This window comes from Aeromonas sp. 600948 (assembly GCF_049174875.1).
Classification (GTDB): Bacteria; Pseudomonadota; Gammaproteobacteria; order Enterobacterales; family Aeromonadaceae; genus Aeromonas; species Aeromonas veronii_A.
This window is the reverse complement of the sequence record NZ_JAAKTY010000002.1, coordinates 211,092-232,606: the sequence shown is the minus strand read 5'-3', so window position 1 is coordinate 232,606 and position 21,515 is coordinate 211,092. Positions and strand designations below refer to the sequence as shown.

Here is a 21,515-nt window from a genome sequence, read left to right as displayed (position 1 = left end):
AAATTGGGCGCATTCTACTTAAAAAAAGTGGCATTTCAACGTCTTTTCTCAGATGAAATGCATCTAAATTCAATAAAAAAGCAACATTACCCATTATCTATGCACTCAATCGCTTTGCAACCCCCTCCCATGAAAGAAAAGGAAAAACCACCACCAAAAGATGACACTAAGCCAGCGATAGCGACAAAAACCAATAAAAAAACCAATAAAAACAATAGCATTCACTTTTACACAAAAAACATTAATGACAAATCTAACGCTTTTGTGATGACAAAAGTGAATATTAAAAATGGAAAACGTTTTTCTTAGTTTGAATTTTTAGTCTTTTCCTGTTGGTGTAAAAAAATGGCTTAATCAGCCATAAAGATGCTCAAATCTGTTACCTGGTGATGACATTCAGGAAGGGAAAATCTGGCAGTTCACGCAATAGTGTGATTTATAAGGCATTCAGTTAAAAATTACAGGCAGCGTGTCTTTTTACACAAACTCTGGCTAACTGACAGCAAAAACCCCGGCAAGCCGGGGTTTTTCACTGGGGTAGCAGTAGTACGAAAGTGCCGCTCAGAGGCATCACTTGAGATTGAGCACATCCTGCATGTCATAAAGACCGGCACCCTGCTGACCAAGCCACTTGCCCGCACGCACAGCACCGTTGGCAAAGGTCAGGCGGCTGGAGGCCTTGTGGCTGATCTCCACCCGCTCGCCGATATCGGCAAACATGACGGTATGCTCCCCCACCAGATCGCCGGCGCGAATGGTGGCAAAGCCGATAGTGTTGCGATCCCGCTCGCCAGTGATCCCCTCGCGACCATAGACGGCGCACTCCTTGAGATCGCGACCCAGGGTTTTGGCGACCACTTCACCCATGGAGAGCGCAGTACCGGATGGCGCATCCACCTTGTGGCGATGGTGGCCTTCGATGATCTCGATGTCGGTGTAATCCCCCATCACCTTGGCGGCCTGCTCCAGCAGCTTGAACACCAGGTTGACCCCGACCGAGTAGTTGGAGGCGAACACGATACCGATCTGCTTGCCAGCCTCTTTCAGAGCAGCCTTGCCTGCATCGTCAAAACCGGTGGTGCCAATCACCATCTGCTTGTGGTGGGCCAGCGCAAACGCCAGATTGGCAAGGGTCACCTCGGGGCGGGTAAAGTCGATGATAAGATCAAACTCGTCACGCACCTTGTCAAGACTGTCACTGATGGCCACACCCAGATGGCCCAGCCCGCCCAGCTCACCGGCATCGAGGCCGATCACCGCCGAGCCCGGCCGCTCCAGCGCAGCCCCGACCACCACGCCATCGGTGTTGGTGATGGCCTCCAGCAGCACCTTGCCCATACGACCATTACAGCCCATCACGGCCACACGGATCGGATTGTCCATCTCCACCCTCTCATCTCTTTTAATTATGGAAGGAGACCGTTTTACCAGCCCGCGCCGGGTTTGAAAAGCCCACAGTGAGCCAGCAGAGACAACCGACAAATAAACGAAATATTTAATTTAATCCGAACATTTAACGGATTTAGTCAGAGTGACAAAATCGAAAGATAAAAACACCTATCCATCTGGACGTCTATCTTGACCTTGTGGGGTTGACTCACTACTGTGGGCACCCCAATGCGGCAGGATGCCCGCCCTGTTTTCCCCCTATCCCTATCCGATACAGGTACAAAGCAGTTTATGACAGGAGGTCATTGTTCAATTTCAGAGGAACACATGATCCAGACTCAACCCAGTGCCAGGGCCTTGCTGCCACTTCTGGTTTTTCTCGCACTCTTTATCGGTACCGGTACCTGGCTGACCCTGCAGGGGGTCGAGTTCGCCTTCTATCAGCTGCCCGCTCCGGTTGCTGCCCTGCCTGCGGTGATGCTCGCCCTGCTGCTTGGCAAAGAGAGCTTCAACAGCAATCTGGAGACCTTCTTCAAGGGGGTCGGCCACAGCAATATCATGGCGATGTGCCTTATCTATCTGCTGGCGGGCGCCTTTGCCAGCGTGGCCAAGGCCACCGGCGGGGTTGATGCCACCGTGGCGCTGGGCCTGTCGCTCATCCCTGGCTGGGCGCTGTTGCCCGGGCTGTTCCTCATCTCTGCCTTTATTGCTACCGCTATGGGCACCTCCATGGGCACCATAGGTGCCGTGGCGCCGGTCGCGCTGGGCGTGGCGCAGGCGGCCGGTATCGATCCGGTACTGATGGCAGGCACCATTCTCTCCGGCGCCATGTTTGGCGATAACCTCTCCATCATCTCCGACACCACCATAGCAGCAACCCGCAGTCAGGGGTGCGAGATGAAGGACAAGTTCCGCGAGAACTTCAAGATTGCGGCCCCTGCCGCCATCGCGGTGATCCTGCTCTATCTGACCCTGGGCTCAGTGGGTGAATCCCCTGCCAGCGGCAGCGCCATCGAGCTGTTCAAGGTGATGCCTTATCTGCTGATCCTGGGGCTGGCGCTCGCCGGAGTGAATGTGTTTGTGGTGCTGGGGATCGGCATTCTGGCCGCCGGAGTGGTGGGCATGATCAACGGCTACGCCATCGGTCAGTTCAGCAAGGATATCTATCAGGGCTTTACCGGCATGCAGGAGATCTTCCTGCTCTCCATGCTGATCGGCGGTCTCGGCGCCCTGATGGAGCGTCAGGGTGGTCTGGCCTGGATCAGTGAGCGCATCAGCGCCCTGATTGCCCGTTTCACTCGCGAGCACAATGGTGAACAGAACGAGAAAGCCGCCGAGCTCGGCATCGCCGGGGTGGTGAGCCTCACCAACCTCTGCACCGCCAACAACACGGTGGCTATTATCGTCGCCAGCAAGGTAGCCCGGGATCTGGCCGAACACCACGGTGTCACCCCGCGACGCGCCGCCTCCATGCTCGATATCTTCTCCTGCGTGGTACAGGGTCTGATCCCCTGGGGCGCACAGGCGCTGCTGCTGGGATCCATCTTCGCCCTGTCGCCGCTAGCCGTGGTGAGCATGAGCTTCTACCCGATGGCTCTCGCGGTAGCGGCACTCATTGCAGTGTTTGTGAAGCACCAGATGCGCGGCAAGGCTGACAAGTAACAGACCAGAGGCTGGCGTGCCGACATGCCATCAACAGGGGCCACCCCCTGGCCCTTGTTGACTCACTATCGGACCCGCCAGCATTTATCCTACCGTCCCGGGCATCCGCCGTCCGGGGCGGGAGTTCCCCTGCCCCCTTAACGTCAAGAGTGAATGTGCTAAGGTAGAGCGCGTTCAAGCCATCGATGCGCAGCTATACCAGAGGTTCCCCATGCATGAGTCCCAACCCGAACGTCAATCCCTGCGCCAACTGGTTCGTCAACGCCGCAAAAATCTGAGTCCGGCCGAGCAGCAGGCGGCGGCCCAACAACTGCTGGCCCAGTTCAAGCAACACCCCGAGATCCTCGCCGCCAAACGCATTGCCCTCTATCTGGCCAATGATGGGGAGATCAACCCCTTGCCCACCATCCATTGGCTGTGGGCCCAGCACAAAGAGGTCTACCTGCCTGTGCTCCACCCCTTTACCCCGGGTCACCTGCTCTTTTTGCGCTATACCGCTACCAGTCCCATGGTGCGCAACCGCTACGGCATCGAAGAGCCGGAGCTGGATATCCTGCAGGTGGTGCCCCACAGCACCCTCGATCTTATCTGCACCCCGCTGGTCGCCTTCGATGCCCAGGGCAATCGTCTTGGCATGGGGGGCGGCTACTACGATCGCACTCTCGCCATCTGGCATGAGCACAAGCTGGGGCCCAAGCCGCTCGGCATTGCCCACGACTGCCAGCAGGTGGATGCGGTCCCGCAAGAGGAGTGGGATGTGCCGCTGCCCCAGATCATCACCCCGAGCCACTGCTGGCGCTTTGAATAGGCTGTGTTTGGCAGGCAGCCCCTGCTTTGTGCGCGCAAACGCAGAATAAACAGGCAAACGATTTACAAAGTCCCTCTTTTTGCCCCGGAACGTGAGCAACAAGGTCGCGACGGGGTACCGGGTTGGATATAATGCGCCCGCTTTTTTCTTAAGGAACGATCATGACTCAAGATGAAATGAAGAAGGCGGCCGGTTGGGCTGCGCTCAAGTATGTGGTTCCCGGCACCATCGTCGGGGTGGGCACCGGCTCTACCGTCAACCACTTTATCGACGCGCTGGCGACCATGAAGGACGAGATCAAGGGGGCGGTATCCAGCTCCGTGGCCTCTACCGAGCGCCTCAAGGGCTTCGGCATCACCGTATATGATCTCAACGAGATCGACGCCCTCTCCGTCTATGTGGATGGCGCCGACGAGATCAACGCAGCCCACGACATGATCAAGGGCGGTGGCGCAGCTCTGACCCGCGAGAAGATCGTTGCCGCCGTCGCTGACAAGTTCATCTGCATCATCGACAACACCAAAACCGTCGACGTGCTGGGCCAGTTCCCGCTGCCGGTGGAAGTGATCCCGATGGCCCGCGAATACGTGGCCCGCGAAATTCGCAAACTGGGTGGCAATCCGGTGTGGCGTGAAGGGGTGGTCACCGACAACGGCAACCACATTCTGGATGTGAAAGGCATGGCCATTACCGACGCCAAGGCGCTGGAAGTACGACTGAACGCCATTGTTGGTGTGGTCACCAACGGCCTGTTCGCAGCCCGCGGCGCCGATGTGGTCCTGATCGGTACGCCGGACGGCGTGATTACCCAGTAATCCCGACACCGGCAGCACAGTGCAGCGGCATCCTCCCTCGCACGCCAGCGCCACTCTGCCACCCCTGACGCAGCAGCGGCGTTGATTGAGCCCTGGGATGTGATATGACCCAAACATTGCACTGTGAATAAATGACGGCGCCTGATGGCGCCGTTTTTATTTATCCCTCAACAAGTTGCATACGGATGTTTACAACATTCGTTGATAACTTCAAAGAATTTGACTTTCGTCACAAATATTCCCTCTCCCAAACGTTTTTGCTACTTTACGGTTTTCTTCGCACACCAAATCTGCACTTACGTTTGCACATACAGAGGGATCGTCATGACCGCCAAGTTTTCATTGGACAAGGATAAAATCAAGGTACTGCTGCTGGAGGGGGTTCACCCCAACACCGTAGAGACCTTTCGTGCCGCAGGTTACACCAGTGTGGAGTATCTCAAGACCTCGCTCTCCGAAGAGGAGCTGATCGAGCAGATCCGTGACGTCCATTTCATCGGGCTGCGCTCGCGTACCCAGATCACCGAGAAGGTGCTCGACGCCGCCAGCAAGCTGGTTGCCATCGGCTGCTTCTGTATCGGTACCAACCAGGTCGAGCTGGAAGCGGCCCAGATCCGCGGTATTCCGGTCTTCAACGCCCCCTTCTCCAACACCCGTTCGGTCGCCGAGCTGGTTCTGGGCGAGATCCTGCTGCTGCTGCGCGGCATCCCCGAGAAGAACGCCAAGTGCCATCGCGGGGTGTGGGAAAAACTGGCCAACCGCTCGGTGGAAGCCCGCGGCAAGAAGCTCGGCATCATCGGCTACGGCCACATCGGTACCCAGCTTGGCATCATCGCCGAAAGCATCGGCATGAAGGTTTATTACTACGATATCGAGAACAAGCTCTCGCTGGGCAACGCCATTCAGGTGCCGAGCATGGTCGAGCTGCTCAATATGTCTGACGTCATCAGCCTGCACGTGCCGGAGACCGCCTCCACCAAGAACATGATCGGTGCCGAGCAGCTGCGGATGATGAAACCGGGCGCCATCTTCATCAACGCCGCCCGCGGTACCGTGGTGGATATCGATGCGCTGGCTGACGTCATCAAGAGCGGCCATATTGCCGGCGCCGCCATCGACGTCTTCCCGGTCGAGCCCAAGTCCAATGACGAGGAGTTCCAAAGCCCGCTGCGGGGGCTGGAGAACGTGATCCTGACCCCGCACATTGGTGGCACCACCCATGAAGCGCAGGAGAACATCGGGCTGGAAGTGGCCAACAAGCTGGTCAAATACTCCGACAACGGCTCCACCCTCTCTGCCGTCAACTTCCCGGAAGTGTCGCTGCCAGGGCACAAGGGCTCCAGCCGCCTGCTGCACATTCACCGCAACCAGCCGGGGGTGATGAACCAGATCAACCAGATCTTCGCCGAAGAGGGGATCAACATCGCCGGTCAGTACCTGCAGACCAGCAGCCATATCGGTTACGTGGTGATCGACGTGGAGACCGAGCACAGCGAGAAGGCGCTCGCCAAGCTCAAGGAGATCAACGGCACCATCCGCGCCCGCATCCTCCACTGATAGACCCTTATCTGCGCAGCAAAAAGCCCGTCGTGATGACGGGCTTTTGTATGAAGCAGAACCTCAAAGCAGCGTGATGGCTTACCACCACCCCAACAGGTTGCGGCCCACCAGCGCGCCCCATACCAGGGCATTGAGGGCCAACGCGATAAAGACGGCGGCAGAGCCCAAATCCTTGGCGCGACCGGAGAGCTCATGATGCTCGGAGCCAACCCTGTCTACCACAGCTTCAATGGCTGAGTTGAGGATCTCGACGATCACCACCAGCCAGCTGATGACGATAAGCAGCAGGATCTGGTTGAGGGAATCCCCCAGCCAGAAGGCCAGCGGCATCAGCAACAGGATCAGCATCAGCTCCTGCCGAAACGCCGCCTCGTTAATCCAGGCTGACTTGAGCCCCTTCATGCTGTAACCGGTTGCATTGATGATGCGGGTGACCCCGGTTGCCCCTGGCTTTGCCACGCTATCTACCTCATTTGGAATCGATTTTGGCCTCACATCCTATCAGAGCCCCCCAAGGTTTCAATCGGTGGACTTTTGCTTTATTTTATCTCTTTGCTTTTTCGCCCCTTGCGGCTGACACCACCCACTCGAGACTTGAGTTGTATGTCCATTCACACAGATGAATTGCGCACCCGTCGCCTGGAGTCACTGATTACTCCGAGCGAGCTTGCCCACGCGTTTCCGATCACCGATACCATTGCCCAGAATCTGCTGGATGCCCGTCGCGAAGTGGAAGCCATTCTGGCCGGAGACGATCAGCGCCTGCTGGTCATTGTCGGCCCCTGCTCTATCCATGATCCCGCTGCTGCTCGCGAGTATGCCCAGCGCCTCAACGCCCTGCGCGAGCAGTATAAAGAGAGCCTCTGCATCGTGATGCGCACCTATTTCGAGAAGCCGCGCACCATCGTCGGCTGGAAAGGGCTGATCAATGATCCGCGCCTCGATGGCAGTTTCGACGTCAACGAAGGGCTGAAACTGGCGCGCAAACTGCTGGTCGACATCAACGAGATCGGCATGCCAACCGCCACCGAATTCCTCGATATGGTGACCGGCCAGTATATTGCCGACCTCATCACCTGGGGCGCCATCGGCGCACGCACCACCGAATCCCAGGTACACCGCGAGATGGCTTCGGCTCTCTCCTGCCCGGTCGGCTTCAAGAACGGCACCGACGGCAATACCCGCATCGCCATCGATGCGGTGCGCGCCGCCCGTCACAGCCACATCTTCTATTCGCCGGACAAGGACGGCAAGATGACCATCTACCGCACCGCTGGTAACCCCTTTGGTCATGTGATCCTGCGTGGTGGCCACCGGCCAAACTACGACACCGCCAGTGTCGATGAAGCCTGTGAAGCGCTGGCCGATGTGGGCCTGCCGGAGCGTCTGGTGGTCGATTTCAGCCACGGCAACAGCATGAAGGATCACCGCCGTCAGCTGCTGGTGGCGCAAGATATCTGCGATCAGCTGCGCCGCGGCCGTACCGGCATCGCCGGCATCATGGCCGAAAGCTTCCTGGTGGAAGGGCGTCAGGATGTGGAGAACGGCTGCGCCGCCACCTTCGGCCAGAGCATCACAGATGCCTGCCTGTCATGGAGCGACACCGAAACCCTGCTGGCGATGCTGGCAGAGGCGGCGCAGGTGCGGTTGAACAAAGCAAACCTGCGGTAACGGCTGCGTCATCACCCTTCGGCCAGAACATCACAGATGCCTGCCTGTCGTGGAGCGACACCGAAACCCTGCTGGCGATGCTGGCCGAAGCCGCGCTGGTGCGATTGAACAAAGCAAACCTGCGGTAACGACTGCGACATCACCCTTCGGCCAGAGCATCGCAGATGCCTGCCTGTCGTGGATCGACTCCGAAACCCTGCTGGCGATGCTGGCAGAGGCGGCGCAGGTGCGCCTGAGCAAACAGGCTTGAACTGCGAATAAAACCAAAGGGGCCGGTATTTTTGATACTGGCCCCTTCTTCTTGCTATCGGCCGATTACGCTTCGCTAATCGACCCTACATGCGCGCTCTTTCCTATACACCCTACTTATAAACTGGGCATAAACCACACTCGCCCCGCAGCTTCGATGCGGTCGGTGCGGATCTGGAATACCTGTGCCAGCAGCGCCTCATCCACCAGCTCGACACCCCCTTCGCGCACCACCGCGCCCCCTTGCAGGCAGAGAATGCGGTCGGCCCAGTCGATGGCCAGATTGATATCGTGGATGGCGAGCACCACCAGCAAGCCTTGCCCGGCCAGGGTTTTCAGCAACCGCAATAGCGCCAGCTGGTGATGCAGGTCGAGCCCCGCCAGCGGCTCGTCCAGCAGCAGCACCTTGCCGGTCGGATTGAGGCTCGGCCACACCTGCAGCAGGGTGCGGGCAATCAGCACCCGCTGCTGCTCGCCCCCCGACAACCGGCTGAAGTCACGAGCCAGCAAAGCTTCCAGCTCCAATGCCTCGCACAATGCATTTATCGCCTCGTTCTGTCTGGCAGGTGCAACCATCTCATCGAGCCCCAGGCTCAACACCTGAAACACCGGAATATGAAACAGCTGGGGCTGACGCTGGGGCAGCATGGCGCGCCGTTTGGCAAGCTCGGGCCAACTCATGTCAGTAAGCACTCCCCCCCCCAGCAGCACTGTGCCATCGGCGGGTAAAATCCCCGCCAGCGCCCCGAGCAGGGTCGACTTGCCACTGCCATTGGGGCCAAGCAGCGCCACCAGCTGGCCGCCATGCCAGCGGATATCCAGGGGAGAGAGCCGTCCGGCAATGGCAAGTGCGCGCGCCTCCAGCAGCGGCGCAGCAGCACGAGAAGAAACCGGCATGTGATCAGCGGGCGACATCGGCATCTTGCCTCAACAACGGGTAAATAAGGTGACTGCGCGCCCCGACCAAATCATGCAGAACCATCAGCAGTTTGCCTCAATAGCAGATAGATAAAGAGCGGCGCCCCCACCGAGGCGGTGATGACCCCGATAGGCAACTCCCCCGCGCTCAGGGTGGATCGAGCAACCAGATCGGCTGCCAGCAGCAGGGCCCCGCCACCGAGCGCCGACGCAGGCAGCAGGAAACGCTGATCGCTGCCACCGCAGAGCCGCAGCAGATGGGGCACCACCAACCCGACAAAACCGATGACACCACACAACGACACCGCCACCCCGGTCAGCAGACAGACCGCCAGCACCAGCCGTACTCGCATCCTGTCGACATCCATCCCCATCAGGCGGGCCTGGGTCTCCCCCAGCAGCAACTGTTGCAGCGCCTTGCCCTGCCAGCAGAGCCAGCCCAGGGTGAGCGGCAGCACCAGCCACCACCAGGCAAACTGCTGGCTGCCGTAAGAGAGGCTGCCCATCATCCAGAACATGAATTCACGCAAGGAGCCGTCGTCGGCAAAGTACATCAGCCAGGTCATGGCGGCATTGGTGAGAATACCGATAGCCACCCCAAACAGTAGCAAGCGGGCATGGCCGAGACGCGCCCGGCGAGCCAGCCGAATGAGCAGCATGGTCACCAGCAGGGCGCCACCGAAGGCCGCCAGTGACAGCCCCCAGCCGGGCAGATAGACACCGAAGGATTTGGCTACCGCCATCGCTACCATGGCAGCCAGTCCTGCCCCGCTCGAGACACCAAGCAGCCCGGGCTCCGCCACCGGGTTGTGCAGCATCACCTGCAGCACGGCACCGCCACAGGCAAGCGCTGCACCAGCCAAGAGGGCCAGCAAGGCGCGCGGCAGACGCAGCTCCAGCAGGATGCGCTGTTCGAGATCGCCAAGGGGCTGCCAGGGCAGCAGCACAAACTCGCCCCAGACGAGGGATAAGAGAAACAGCAGCAGGGTCAGCAGCGTCAGGCCACAGAGCCAGCGCCGCTGCCAGCGCTGCTGGCGGGCGATAAGGGAGAGGTACAAGGAGGATCCCCAACAATAACAAGGCTACATCCCCAGCCCTGTCGCAGCGCCTGGGGGAAGCAGGAAAAGGGCATGATAACAGTGGCTTGCCACCCAAGGTCAAGGCTGGTAACGCTTTGCCATCACGCTTATCTCGCCGCTGGCCACCAGATTTTGCAGCGCTACCAGCAAGGGCTGGCGCAACGACTGATGAGGTGAGTGCTTGCTCATCCCCAGATAGAGGGTCACCGGCGTGGCGGGGCGGTAGTCCGCCTTGCCTATCCGGCTGGCATTTCCCTGACTCAGGGCATAGTCCACCTGACAGTCGGTGCCAATCATCAGCGGCAGGTGACCGCGCTGCACCATGCGCAGCAGCTGATCTTCGGTGGGTACTCCGTGCTTGTCGAGGCGACTGTCACTGTTGAAGGGCTCAAAGTAGGCGGAGTTGAGCACATAGCCCACCTTCACCCCCTGCAGATCGCGGTATTGGTGGATCCGGGCCACATTGATCGGCTGACCATAAAACGCGGGCCAGCACTTGTAGTAGGCAGGCTGCAGATAGTCGATAAACTGCGCCCGCTCGGCGGTATAGGCGAGGCCAATCATCAGATCGACCTGACCGGTTTGCATCTGCTTGAGCGCCCTGCCCCACGGCATCCGCCGTACCTGCAACTCAATGCCGCTCGCCTGTTGCAACCGGCGCAGGATGTCCATGTCGAGCCCCTGCAACCGGCCATCCGCTTGCAGGATGCGAAATGGCGGCCACAGATCGGTGGCCACCGTCAGCGTCGGGGTCGCACACACCGGCATGGCAAATAACAGTAACAACACAATCCCGCATAACTTGCCCATCCCGTCGCATACCTCGCACGGCTTATCCTGTTGGTTAAAAATACCCTCCCGCACCACGTATGAAAACCCGTGGTTCAGGGATAAAATGCGCCGGATTTTCAAGGAGAACCCTATGAACCCGATTTTCACCAGTATCGGTCTGCTGCTCTGCAGCAACGTCTTTATGACCTTCGCCTGGTACGCTCACCTCAAGAGCATGAACCATAAACCCTGGATCATTGCCGCCCTGGTGAGCTGGGGTATCGCTCTGTTCGAATACCTGCTACAAGTGCCCGCCAACCGCATCGGCCATACGGTGATGAGCGTGGGCCAACTGAAAATCCTGCAAGAAGTGATCACCCTCACCGTATTCGTCCCCTTCTCTATCTTCTATCTCAAGGAAGATCTGAAATGGGACTACCTCTGGGCAGGGCTCTGCATTCTCGGGGCGGTCTTTTTTGTCTTTCGCGAGAAACTGACCGGCGCCTGACGCTGTACACTCAATATCATCCCGCTCATGGCATCTCATTGATCGACGAGGCAAAAAAATGGAATTGCGAGACATGCTACAGATCCTGGCCAAACAGGATGGCTCAGACCTCTATCTGTCGACCGGCGCCCCCCCCTGCGCCAAGTTTAATGGCGGCCTGCGCCCCCTCAACGAAACGCCGCTGGAACCGGGGGAAGTGGCGCGGATCGCCGCCGAGATCATGGATGGTGAGCAGAAGCAGCAGTTCGAGAAGGATCTGGAGATGAACCTCGCCATCTCCCTGCCCCAGATCGGCCGCTTTCGGGTCAACATCTTCAAGCAGCGCAACGAAGTTTCCCTGGTGGCCCGCAACATCAAGACCGACATCCCCCGCTTTGAAGATCTCAAACTCCCGCCTGTGCTGCTCGACACCATCATGGAAAAACGCGGCCTGGTGCTGTTTGTCGGCGGTACCGGCTCGGGTAAATCCACTTCGCTGGCAGCGCTTATCGACCATCGCAACCGCAACAGCGGTGGCCACATCATCACCATCGAAGATCCGGTGGAGTTCGTTCATCGCCACCGCAAGAGCATCATCAACCAGCGGGAGGTGGGGGTAGATACCCGTAGCTTCCATGCCGCCCTGAAAAACACCCTGCGTCAGGCGCCGGATGTCATTCTTATCGGCGAGATCCGCGATCGCGAGACCATGGAGCATGCGCTGGCCTTCTCCGAAACCGGCCACCTTGCCATCTCCACCCTGCACGCCAACAATGCCAACCAGGCGCTGGATCGCATCATCAACTTCTTCCCGGAAGAGCGCCGCCCACAGCTGCTCAACGATCTGGGCAACAACCTCAAGGCCTTTGTCTCTCAGCGGCTGGTGAAAACCACCGATGGCGGCCGCCGGGCCGCAGTGGAGATCATGCTCGGCACCCACACCATCCGCGACATGATCAAGCGCGGCGAATTTGGCGGCCTCAAAGAGGTGATGGAAAAGTCAAAGGCCCTCGGCATGGTCACCTTCGACAGTGCCCTGTTTGATCTGGTAGTAGAAGGCGTAATCGACGAGGAGGAGGCCGTGAAAAACGCCGATTCGGCCAACAACCTGCGCCTCAAGATCAAGCTGTGGAAGGAGAAGGGACAGATAGCCAGCAGCAGTGATGCCACCGGCTGGAGTCTGGAGCCAACAAAGGATGAAAAGGACGATCTCTTCTGATCGCTCCCTCCCGTGCCTCAACAGGCACGGGGGCATTATCTCCCTCTCACACTTTCGCAAAGTGTCTTCCAGACCACTTAACACCAACGGCGAACGCGCTGGCAATACGCCACATACTCGTCACCAAAGCGGGCGCTTAGCAGCCGCTCCTCCGGCATGATCTGAAAGCGAGTTAACCAGGCCACCAGCACGATTGGCCCAACCCAGACCCACATCCCGCCGAGATAACAGCCCCAGGCGGCCAGCCAGCAGAGCAAGCCCAGATACATGGGATTGCGGCTGACACGATAGACGCCACAGGTCACCAGACGGCTGGTGTGCTGCGGTTTGGTGGGGCTGACCGTGGTCTGGTGGTGACGAAACCGTTGCAGGGCCCCAAAGCCCATGATGGCCCCCGCCACGACCAGCACAGCCATCAGTGTCATTGCCCAGATACCGGGCTGGCTCTCCCCTCTTAGCCACCCCATGGCCCCTGCACAGAGCAGGAAGATCAGCGGTGGTGGCAAACGTAACTCAAGATTGACCATTTTATTCCCCTGACGAGTGTCGGCCGAACCCGTGTTGCGGTAGACTCCCAACCAGTCAGCGCCTATTGAGAGTGACAAAGATCATAATAATAACAATAAGTTGTGGTTAAACCACCACCAATGTGGCCGACCCCGTCCAAACTATCCAACGCGAACAACAAAAAGGAATCACCATGCACAAGAAAACTCTGCTGGCTACCCTGATCTTCGGCCTGCTCGCGGGCCAAGCCGTTGCGGCGCCCTATCTGCCCCTTGCGACAGATCATCGCAACGGCCAGGAGCAAACCGCCAGCAACGCCTGGTTGGAAGTGGATCTGGGCGCCTTTGAGCACAATATCCAGACCCTCAAGGATCGTCTCGGTGACAAGGGCCCGCAGATCTGCGCCATCATGAAGGCCGACGCTTACGGTCATGGCATCGACCTGCTGGTCCCCTCCGTGGTCAAGGCCAATATCCCCTGCATCGGCATCGCCAGCAACGAAGAGGCGCGCGTCGCCCGCGAGAAGGGCTTTACCGGCCGTCTGATGCGGGTGCGTGCTGCCACCCCGGATGAAGTAGAGCAGGCCCTGCCCTACAAGATGGAGGAGCTGATCGGCAGTCTGGTGAGTGCCCAGGGTATCGCCGATATCGCCCAGCGCCACCACACCACCATTCCGGTGCATATCGCGCTCAACTCAGCCGGCATGAGCCGCAACGGCATCGACCTGCGCCTGGCCGATGCCAAGCAGGATGCGCTGGCCATGCTCAAGCTAAAGGGGATCACCCCGGTCGGCATCATGACCCACTTCCCGGTTGAGGAGAAAGAGGACGTCAAGATGGGACTGGCCCAGTTCAAACTGGACTCCCAGTGGCTGCTGGAAGCGGGCAAGCTGGATCGCAGCAAGATCACCATCCACGCCGCCAACTCCTTCGCCACCCTGGCTGTGCCGGACGCCTACTTCGACATGGTGCGCCCGGGCGGCCTGCTCTACGGTGACTCCATCCCCTCCCACACCGAATACAAGCGGGTGATGGCATTCAAGACCCAGGTCGCCTCGGTCAACCACTATGCAGCGGGTAACACCGTCGGTTATGACCGCACCGTTACTCTCAAGCGTGACTCCTGGCTCGCCAACCTGCCGCTGGGCTACTCCGATGGCTATCGCCGCGCCCTCAGCAACAAAGCCTATGTGCTGATCCAGGGTCAGAAGGTGCCGGTGGTCGGCAAGACTTCCATGAACACCATCATGGTGGATGTGACGGATCTGAAAGGGGTGAAACCCGGTGACGAGGTGGTGCTGTTTGGCCGTCAGGGTGAAGCCGAAGTGAAACAGGCGGATCTGGAGGAGTACAACGGCGCCCTGCTGGCGGACATGTACACCATCTGGGGCTACACCAACCCCAAGAAGATCAAACGCTGATCACGCGATATGAAAAAGGGCTCCCGCGGGAGCCCTTGTTGTTTGGTATTAAATGATGTTGCGTTTAAGCGGCCTTTTTTCGGGTCACAAACAGACTCAGCCCCATGGATGCCAGCAGGATCAACGCGACTACGCCCAGTGCTATGCCGGTCGGGATCTTGAAGATATCCAGCAGCAGCATCTTGACCCCGATAAACATCAGGATCAGCGCCAGACCGTATTTGAGCAGGGCGAAGCGATCAGCCACACCCGCCAGCAGGAAGTACATGGCACGCAGACCCATGATGGCGAAGATGTTGGAGGTCAGCACGATGAAGGGATCCGTGGTCACCGCGAAGATGGCCGGGATACTGTCCACCGCGAAGATGAGATCGCTCACCTCCACCAGAACCAGAATGAGCAGCAGCGGGGTGGCATAGCGCACACCGTCACGCCAGACGAAGAACTTCTCCCCCTCCAGGGTCTCGGTCACCTTGAAGCGACGGCGCATCCAGCCCAGCAGCGGATTGTTGGCCAAGTCCGGCTCCTTGTCGGCCGCCCACAGCATCTTGGCACCGGTCAGCAGCAGGAAGGCGCCGAACAGATAGAGGATCCAGTGGAACTGCTCGATGAGCCAGCTACCGGCGAATACCATGCCAGCCCGCATCACGATGGCACCCAGTACCCCGTAGAGCAGCACCCGGCGCTGCAGCTCGGCCGGAATGGCAAAGTAGCCGAACAGCATCAGCCAGACGAAGACGTTGTCCACTGCCAGCGCTTTCTCGATGAGGTAGCCGGTGAGGAACTCCAGCCCTTTCTGGTTGGCAATCTCACGGCCCGCGCTGTGATCGAGCCAAAGCCAGATGGCCAGGTTGAAGAGCAGCGCCACGCTGACCCAGATGAGGGACCAGACGCCCGCCTCTTTGAGGGACACCTTGTGTGACTTGCCGCCACCGACAAAGCGTATGTCTATCCATAACAGGACCAGCACTATGCTGAAGAAACCGGTCCACATCCACCATTCACCCATGTTCACTTCTCCCAAAAACGACAAAACCCACGACCGAGAGGCATGGGTTTGCGTTTGGAGCAGATACACCTTGCCTCTCGGCAAGGTCTCACTTACAGCTGATTTGCATCGACTGCCCGGCTGCCGGGTGCACTGCAGGAAATGGGTGCACCGTAATGACGACAAACCGGCGAGAAGTTACTCCCCTTGTTGCGCGGATAGTAGCAGCGGTAAAAGATAACGCCAAGAGGCATCTTCACTGCCGTCAAAAATAAATCGGGGCCCCATCAAGGAGCCCCGCAAGCAGGTTCAACACATCCCCATCAGAGCGGGTCGACCTTGAGGCAGGAGACCGCGTGATCGAAGTTCCCCTCCAGCACAGGACGGGTCTTGGCGCACTCGGGGCCAGCCACCGGGCAGCGGGTGCGGAACACGCAGCCTGACGGCGGGTTCATCGGTGAGGGCAAGTCCCCTTCCAGGATCTGGATCACCTTGTTGCGCTCCAGCTCAGGGTCCGGGATCGGCACCGCTGACATCAGCGCCTTGGTGTAGGGGTGCAGCGGATTGGCAAAGATCTCCTTGCGGGTCCCCAGCTCGACGGCGTTGCCCAGATACATCACCAGCACCCGGTCGGAGATATGTTTGACCACAGACAGGTCGTGGGCGATGAAGATAAGCGACAGCCCCATCTCCTTTTGCAGGGATTTGAGCAGGTTGACCACCTGCGCCTGAATGGAGACGTCAAGCGCCGAGACCGGCTCGTCGCAGATGATCATCTTGGGCTCGAGGATCAGCGCCCGGGCAATCCCGATCCTCTGGCACTGGCCGCCAGAAAACTCGTGCGGGTAGCGGTTGACCAGGTTGGGCAACAGCCCCACCTTGCTCATCATGGCGCGCACCTTCTCTTTCACCTCTTCCCGTGGCAGGTTGGGATAGAAGGTGATGAGCGGCTCGGCGATGATGTCGCCGATGGTCATGCGCGGGTTCAGAGAAGCCAGCGGGTCCTGGAAGATCATCTGGATCTCTTTACGCTTCTCGCGCAGGGCATTCTGATCGAGCTTGGTGAGATCGTCACCCAGCCACACCACCTTGCCATCGGTGGCCGGTACCAGACCGATGATGGCGCGGGCAAAGGTCGATTTGCCGCAACCGGACTCCCCCACCACACCGAGGGTTTCCCCCTCATAGAGACGCAAGGTCACACCATCGACCGCCTTGAGATCGGACGGTTTGGCCCAGGGCCACGCCTTGCCACTCTTGATACTGAAGTGGACCTTGAGGTCAGACACTTCCAACAGCAATTTTTTGTCGGCACCCATTTAGTTGGCCCCCTTGTTCATGGCATCCGAAACCCAGTGACAGGCTCGCTCCCGACCGTCGTTGAAGGGGGTCAGGATCGGTGACTGCTGGCCGCAAATCTCGCTGACCCGGTGGCAACGCTCCTGGAAGGGGCAACCGGTGGGCAGACGCAGCAGGTTGGGCGGATTGCCCGGGATGGTGGGCAGCACTTCCCCTTCGGTATCGAGGCGGGGAATGGCGCGCAGCAAGCCTTCGGTGTAGGGGTGGCTCGGGCGATAAAAGATATCGTCTACCTTGCCGTACTCCATGGTACGACCGGCATACATCACCAGCACCTTGTTGCAGATACCGGCGACCACGCCGAGGTCGTGGGTGATCATGATGATGGCGGTGTTGAACTCGCGCTTGAGCTCGTTCATCAGGGTCATGATCTGGGCCTGTACGGTCACGTCAAGCGCGGTGGTCGGCTCGTCGGCGATCAGCAGTTGCGGCCGGCAGAGCAGCGCCATGGCGATCATCACCCGCTGACGCATGCCGCCGGAGAACTCGTGGGGATACATGCCCATCCGTTTGCGTGCTTCGGGAATTTTGACCGCATCGAGCATCCGTACCGACTCTTCGAATGCTTCCGCCTTGCTGACGCCCTTATGCAACATCAGCACTTCCATCAGCTGATCCTGCACCTTCATGTAGGGGTTGAGCGAGGTCATGGGGTCCTGGAAGATCATGGCGATCTTCTCGGAGCGGATCTTGTTGAGCTTGGACTCCGGCAGGTTGAGGATCTCCTCCCCCTGAAACTTGGCGGAACCGGTAATAATGCCGTTCTTGGCCAGCAGCCCCATGATGGCAAAGGCCGTCTGGGATTTACCGGAGCCGGACTCGCCGACGATCCCCAGGGTTTCACCCGCAGAGAGAGAAAAATTGAGGTCGTTGACCGCCACCACATTGCCATCCGGGGTCTTGAACTCGACCCGCAGATCTTTCACATCCAGTAACTTCATATAAAAACTCCTTATCGATCTTTCGTGATGCTTTCCTGTCGACCCGATGCTCGATTAACGATCTTTCGGATCGAGGGCGTCACGCAGACCATCCCCGAGGAAGTTGAAGCAAAACAGGGTCACCACCATAAAACCGGCGGGGAACAGCAGTTGCCAGATGGCCACTTCCATCGACTTGGAGCCTTCATCCAGCAGGGCACCCCAGCTGGTCATCGGTTCCTGAACCCCAAGGCCCAGGAAACTCAGGAAGGATTCAAACATGATCATCCCCGGCACCAGCAAGGTGGCGTAAACGGCCACGATACCGAGTACGTTCGGTACGATGTGACGGGTGATGATCTTCCACTTGGAGACGCCACAGACGTGGGCCGCCTCGATAAACTCCTTGCTCTTGAGGCTGAGAGTCTGGCCGCGCACGATACGCGCCATGTCGAGCCAGCTCACCGCCCCGATAGCAATAAAGATGAGTGCCAGATTGCGGCCAAAGAAGGTGACCAGCATGATGACAAAGAACATGAAGGGGAAGGCGTTGAGGATCTCCAGTACCCGCATCATCAGGCTGTCGACCCGCCCGCCGATAAAGCCGGAGGCCGCGCCATACAGGGTGCCGATGATGACCGCCACCATGGCGCCCATGATACCGACCATCAGGGAAATCCGGCCACCCAGCAGAGTGCGCACGAACAGATCGCGCCCCAGGCTGTCGGTACCGAAGTAGTGACCCGCTTCCATATCGGGCGGCGACTGCATGGCGCCCCAGTCCGGATCGTCAAAGGTGTATTGGGACAAATGGGGGCCAAAGATGACCGCCAGACCGATGATGGTCAGAATGATCAGGCTGGTCAGGGCCGCCTTGTTGCGCAGGAAACGGCGACGGGCATCCTTCCACAGGGAGCGTCCCTCCACCACTTCCACTTTTTGCGCGAACGCCTCGACGGCATCGCGTTTTTCAGTTGAAACAACCATGATGAACTCCCGAATTAGTAACGGATCTTGGGATCGATAAAGGCGTAGAGAATATCGACCACAGCGTTAAAGGTGATGGTGAGGGCGCCGACCAGAATGGTCAGACCGAGCACCATGGAGTAATCACGGTTAAGGGCACCGTTGACGAACAGCTGACCGATCCCCGGCAGGCCGAAGATGGTCTCGATCACCACGGAACCTGTGATGATGCCGACAAAGGCCGGGCCCAGATAGGAGACCACTGGCAGCATAGCCGGACGCAGCGCGTGTTTCAGGATGATATGGCGCAGCGGCAAGCCCTTGGCACGGGCGGTACGGATGAAGTTGGAGTTCATGGTCTCGATCATACTGCCCCGCATGATCCGCGAGATGGCGGAGATGTAGTACATCATCATGCCGAACACCGGCAGCACCATAAACTGGATGCCACCACCCTGCCAGCCACCGGCAGGGAACCAACCCAGATGAATACTGAAAAACAGCACCAGCAAGGGCGCCAGCACAAAGCCCGGGATCACCACCCCGGCCATGGCCGACGACATCAGCAGATAGTCGATGATGGTGTTCTGTTTCAGTGCCGCTATGGTGCCGAAAGTGACCCCCAGCAGCACGGCGAAGAAGAAGGCCGTGGTCCCGATCTTGGCGGAAACAGGCAGCGCCTGGCTCACCAGATCATTGACGGTGAAATCCTTGTATTTGAAAGAGGGGCCCAAATCACCCTGCACCAGGTTGCCCAGGTAGGTGAGATATTGCATGCCAATGGGTTTGTCGAGCCCATATTTGGCCTCGATGTTGGCGATGACTTCGGGGGGCAGTGAACGCTCGCTGGTAAAGGGGTTACCCGGGGCGAAACGCATCATGAAGAAAGATACGGTGATCAAGACCAGCAGAGTCGGGATCGCTTCCAATAGCCGTTTAAAAATGAATTTCAACATAGACATTTCCTGTCCTGTACTGCTTCCAAAGGGTCGCGGTTGTAATAAAGGCCCACCGTCTGGCGGGCCCTGCTTGTTATGCGACTTGTTGCTTTAAATCAGTGAGCAATGATGTACATATCTTTGCTGTAGAGGTTATCCAGCGGGTTGCTTGGGTAACCCCCAACATAAGCTTTGACCATCCGAGGTTGAACATATTGGTATATCGGGATGATCGGCATGTCCTTGGCCAGGATCTCTTCCGCCTGGACATAGAGCTTGTTGCGAGCGTCCGCATCAACCTGATCACGAGAGTCAGTCATCAACTTGTCAAACGCTGGATTGGAGTACTTGCCATCGTTGTTGCCGTGAGTGGTCTGCATCAGATCCAGCATGGATGAGGCTTCGTTGTAGTCGGCGCTCCAGCCGGCACGACCCACGTCAAACTGGCCCTGCTTCTTGGTTTCCAGGTAAGTTTTCCACTCCTGGTTCACTAAACTGACCTCTGCACCCAGTTTTTTCCACATGGAAGCAACGGCCACAGCCACTTTCTTGTGGTTGTCATCGGTGTTGTAGAGCAGCTCGAACTTCAACGGCTTGCTGGCATCGAAACCTGCCTCTTCAAGCAGCGCCTTGGCCTTGGCATCACGCTCGGCCTGGGTCATTTTTGACCACTCTGGGGCAACCGGTTTAAAACCATCGACATAGTCAGGCGTCAACCCATATGCGGGTTTTTGCCCTTGCCCCATGACTTTATCTGCAATCACGTCACGATTGACCGCATAAGAAAGAGCAGTTCGCACTCGCACGTCATCAAACGGCTTTTTCTTGATGTTGAACTGGTAGTAATAAGTAGAAACCAGACCTTCAACCTTCAAATCAGCCGGGTAATCTTTCTTGAGTTGCTTGAAACGTTCGATAGGCACGTTCCATGTCATATCAATTTCACCAGCCAAGAAGCGATTTAGCTCCGCGTTGGTGGACTGAATCGGAAGATAGGTAACCTTGTTGATCACCGTTTTCGCATCATTCCAGTAGTTTTTATTACGCTCCAAGCCAATTCGCTCATTAACAACCCACTCCTTCAATACGTAGGCACCATTACCTACCATATTGCCCGGCTGGGTCCATTTTTCACCATACTTCTCGATGACCTTCTTCGGTACCGGGTAGGTGGTGGTGTGAGAGAGCATGGTTACGAAATAAGGGATAGCCTTCTCGAGCTGCACTTCGAAGGTGTAGTCGTCGGTCGCCTTCACGCCCAGCATATCAGCCGGCTTCTTGCCAGCAATGATCTCTGTAGCATTGGCAATAGTTGGCATCTCCAGATACCAGGAGTAAGGAGAGGCTGTCTTGGGGTCAACTGCACGCTGGAAGGCATATACAAAATCATGTGCGGTGACAGGTTCACCGTTGGACCACTTGGCATCTTTGCGCAGGTGGAAGACGTAGTGCTTGTTATCCTTGGTTTCCCAAGACTCTGCGACACCAGGAACAACTTCCCCTTTCGAACCGGATGTCACGAGACCTTCAAAGAGGTCGCGCAAAATTGCAGACTCAGGCGTTCCTTCAACTTTCTGTGGGTCCAAGGTCGCAGGCTCGGAACCGTTGCCTTTTACCAGTTGCTGGACTTCAGCCAGCTTGGTTCCCGCCGGGACATCGGCAGCCTGAGCCACATTGACGCCACCAAACAGTGCAGCCACCAGCAATGTGTTAATCATTGTTTTTTTATGAGTCATTTCCCTACTCCAACAAGAACATTCCATGCATTTTTTAAAGTGACGGGGTTAAA

General features: G+C 58.0%; 22 protein-coding genes. 10 read left to right on the top strand and 12 right to left on the bottom strand.

Translation table 11 applies throughout. The annotated features are described in order from the left end of the window. Positions 1-3: 3 nt before the first annotated feature. Positions 4-309: a hypothetical protein gene (locus G5182_RS02750; RefSeq protein ID WP_421254161.1), complete on the top strand. Its 306-nt coding sequence runs from the start codon at positions 4-6 to the stop codon at positions 307-309. Positions 310-570: 261 nt separating this feature from the next. Here the strand turns inward: G5182_RS02750 and dapB are convergent, their stop codons facing one another. Continuing rightward, a complete protein-coding gene (gene dapB / locus G5182_RS02745) occupies positions 571-1,383 on the bottom strand; it encodes a 4-hydroxy-tetrahydrodipicolinate reductase (RefSeq protein WP_216948885.1) in 813 nt (270 codons plus the stop codon). A gap of 333 nt (positions 1,384-1,716) precedes the next feature. Here dapB and G5182_RS02740 point away from each other — a divergent pair, with 333 nt between their 5' ends. The 4 genes from G5182_RS02740 to serA all read left to right on the top strand — a co-directional run bounded on the left by G5182_RS02740 (position 1,717) and on the right by serA (position 6,231). Further along, a complete protein-coding gene (locus G5182_RS02740) occupies positions 1,717-3,051 on the top strand; it encodes a Na+/H+ antiporter NhaC family protein (RefSeq protein WP_106844006.1) in 1,335 nt (444 codons plus the stop codon). 211 nt (positions 3,052-3,262) lie between these two features. Then, positions 3,263-3,859, top strand: coding sequence for a 5-formyltetrahydrofolate cyclo-ligase (locus G5182_RS02735; RefSeq protein WP_005337635.1), 597 nt, complete (start codon positions 3,263-3,265; stop codon positions 3,857-3,859). 161 nt (positions 3,860-4,020) lie between these two features. Then, complete coding sequence (gene rpiA, locus G5182_RS02730; RefSeq protein ID WP_421254160.1) at positions 4,021-4,674, top strand: ribose-5-phosphate isomerase RpiA; 654 nt, start codon at positions 4,021-4,023, stop codon at positions 4,672-4,674. A gap of 324 nt (positions 4,675-4,998) precedes the next feature. Beyond that, positions 4,999-6,231: a phosphoglycerate dehydrogenase gene (serA, locus tag G5182_RS02725; RefSeq protein ID WP_033137987.1), complete on the top strand. Its 1,233-nt coding sequence runs from the start codon at positions 4,999-5,001 to the stop codon at positions 6,229-6,231. An 81-nt stretch (positions 6,232-6,312) separates the two neighbouring features. Here the strand turns inward: serA and G5182_RS02720 are convergent, their stop codons facing one another. Beyond that, positions 6,313-6,693: a diacylglycerol kinase gene (locus G5182_RS02720; RefSeq protein ID WP_005337641.1), complete on the bottom strand. Its 381-nt coding sequence runs from the start codon at positions 6,691-6,693 to the stop codon at positions 6,313-6,315. 144 nt (positions 6,694-6,837) lie between these two features. On the opposite strand from G5182_RS02720, the gene G5182_RS02715 reads away from it, so the two are divergent. Together G5182_RS02715 and G5182_RS02710 are read left to right on the top strand one after the other, a co-directional pair. Further along, on the top strand, positions 6,838-7,905 hold the full coding sequence (locus G5182_RS02715) for a 3-deoxy-7-phosphoheptulonate synthase (RefSeq protein ID WP_201978826.1): 1,068 nt from the start codon (positions 6,838-6,840) through the stop codon (positions 7,903-7,905). Positions 7,906-7,954: 49 nt separating this feature from the next. After that, positions 7,955-8,155 carry a hypothetical protein gene (locus G5182_RS02710; RefSeq protein WP_421171957.1) on the top strand — a complete coding sequence of 67 codons (201 nt, stop codon included), beginning with the start codon at positions 7,955-7,957 and terminating at the stop codon, positions 8,153-8,155. Between the two features lie 116 nt (positions 8,156-8,271). On the opposite strand, the gene G5182_RS02705 is transcribed toward G5182_RS02710, so the two are convergent. The 3 genes from G5182_RS02705 to G5182_RS02695 form a co-directional block, all read right to left on the bottom strand. Then, positions 8,272-9,069 carry an ATP-binding cassette domain-containing protein gene (locus G5182_RS02705; protein ID WP_421171954.1) on the bottom strand — a complete coding sequence of 266 codons (798 nt, stop codon included), beginning with the start codon at positions 9,067-9,069 and terminating at the stop codon, positions 8,272-8,274. A 53-nt stretch (positions 9,070-9,122) separates the two neighbouring features. Continuing rightward, positions 9,123-10,130, bottom strand: coding sequence for a vitamin B12 ABC transporter permease BtuC (gene btuC / locus G5182_RS02700; RefSeq protein WP_421171858.1), 1,008 nt, complete (start codon positions 10,128-10,130; stop codon positions 9,123-9,125). A 99-nt stretch (positions 10,131-10,229) separates the two neighbouring features. Next, positions 10,230-10,961 (bottom strand): substrate-binding periplasmic protein, encoded by a 732-nt coding sequence (locus G5182_RS02695; RefSeq protein ID WP_421208714.1) that lies wholly within the window; start codon positions 10,959-10,961, stop codon positions 10,230-10,232. A 112-nt stretch (positions 10,962-11,073) separates the two neighbouring features. Between G5182_RS02695 and G5182_RS02690 the strand changes: the two genes are divergently transcribed. Together G5182_RS02690 and tapW are read left to right on the top strand one after the other, a co-directional pair. Next, complete coding sequence (locus G5182_RS02690; protein ID WP_005337656.1) at positions 11,074-11,430, top strand: DMT family protein; 357 nt, start codon at positions 11,074-11,076, stop codon at positions 11,428-11,430. 58 nt (positions 11,431-11,488) lie between these two features. After that, positions 11,489-12,628, top strand: coding sequence for a type IVa pilus ATPase TapW (tapW, locus tag G5182_RS02685; protein WP_421171855.1), 1,140 nt, complete (start codon positions 11,489-11,491; stop codon positions 12,626-12,628). A 77-nt stretch (positions 12,629-12,705) separates the two neighbouring features. Here tapW and G5182_RS02680 read toward each other — a convergent pair whose 3' ends face one another. Further along, on the bottom strand, positions 12,706-13,155 hold the full coding sequence (locus G5182_RS02680; RefSeq protein WP_421171853.1) for a methyltransferase family protein: 450 nt from the start codon (positions 13,153-13,155) through the stop codon (positions 12,706-12,708). A gap of 173 nt (positions 13,156-13,328) precedes the next feature. Here G5182_RS02680 and alr point away from each other — a divergent pair, with 173 nt between their 5' ends. Continuing rightward, positions 13,329-14,555, top strand: a complete 1,227-nt coding sequence (gene alr / locus G5182_RS02675) for an alanine racemase (protein ID WP_421254159.1) — start codon at positions 13,329-13,331, stop codon at positions 14,553-14,555. 64 nt (positions 14,556-14,619) lie between these two features. Here alr and G5182_RS02670 read toward each other — a convergent pair whose 3' ends face one another. From G5182_RS02670 to G5182_RS02645, 6 genes are all read right to left on the bottom strand, one after another. Then, positions 14,620-15,564, bottom strand: a complete 945-nt coding sequence (locus G5182_RS02670; RefSeq protein WP_005337664.1) for a TerC family protein — start codon at positions 15,562-15,564, stop codon at positions 14,620-14,622. Between the two features lie 302 nt (positions 15,565-15,866). Beyond that, positions 15,867-16,862: a murein tripeptide/oligopeptide ABC transporter ATP binding protein OppF gene (gene oppF / locus G5182_RS02665; protein ID WP_005337666.1), complete on the bottom strand. Its 996-nt coding sequence runs from the start codon at positions 16,860-16,862 to the stop codon at positions 15,867-15,869. Further along, positions 16,863-17,843, bottom strand: a complete 981-nt coding sequence (locus tag G5182_RS02660; protein ID WP_005337668.1) for an ABC transporter ATP-binding protein — start codon at positions 17,841-17,843, stop codon at positions 16,863-16,865. 54 nt (positions 17,844-17,897) lie between these two features. Beyond that, the gene (gene oppC, locus G5182_RS02655) at positions 17,898-18,809 is read right to left on the bottom strand and encodes an oligopeptide ABC transporter permease OppC (RefSeq protein WP_139407229.1); all 912 of its coding nucleotides are present in this window, start codon (positions 18,807-18,809) and stop codon (positions 17,898-17,900) included. A gap of 14 nt (positions 18,810-18,823) precedes the next feature. Next, complete coding sequence (gene oppB, locus G5182_RS02650; RefSeq protein WP_005337672.1) at positions 18,824-19,744, bottom strand: oligopeptide ABC transporter permease OppB; 921 nt, start codon at positions 19,742-19,744, stop codon at positions 18,824-18,826. A 98-nt stretch (positions 19,745-19,842) separates the two neighbouring features. Further along, the gene (locus G5182_RS02645; protein ID WP_421171848.1) at positions 19,843-21,462 is read right to left on the bottom strand and encodes an ABC transporter substrate-binding protein; all 1,620 of its coding nucleotides are present in this window, start codon (positions 21,460-21,462) and stop codon (positions 19,843-19,845) included. Between the last annotated feature and the right edge of the window lie 53 nt (positions 21,463-21,515).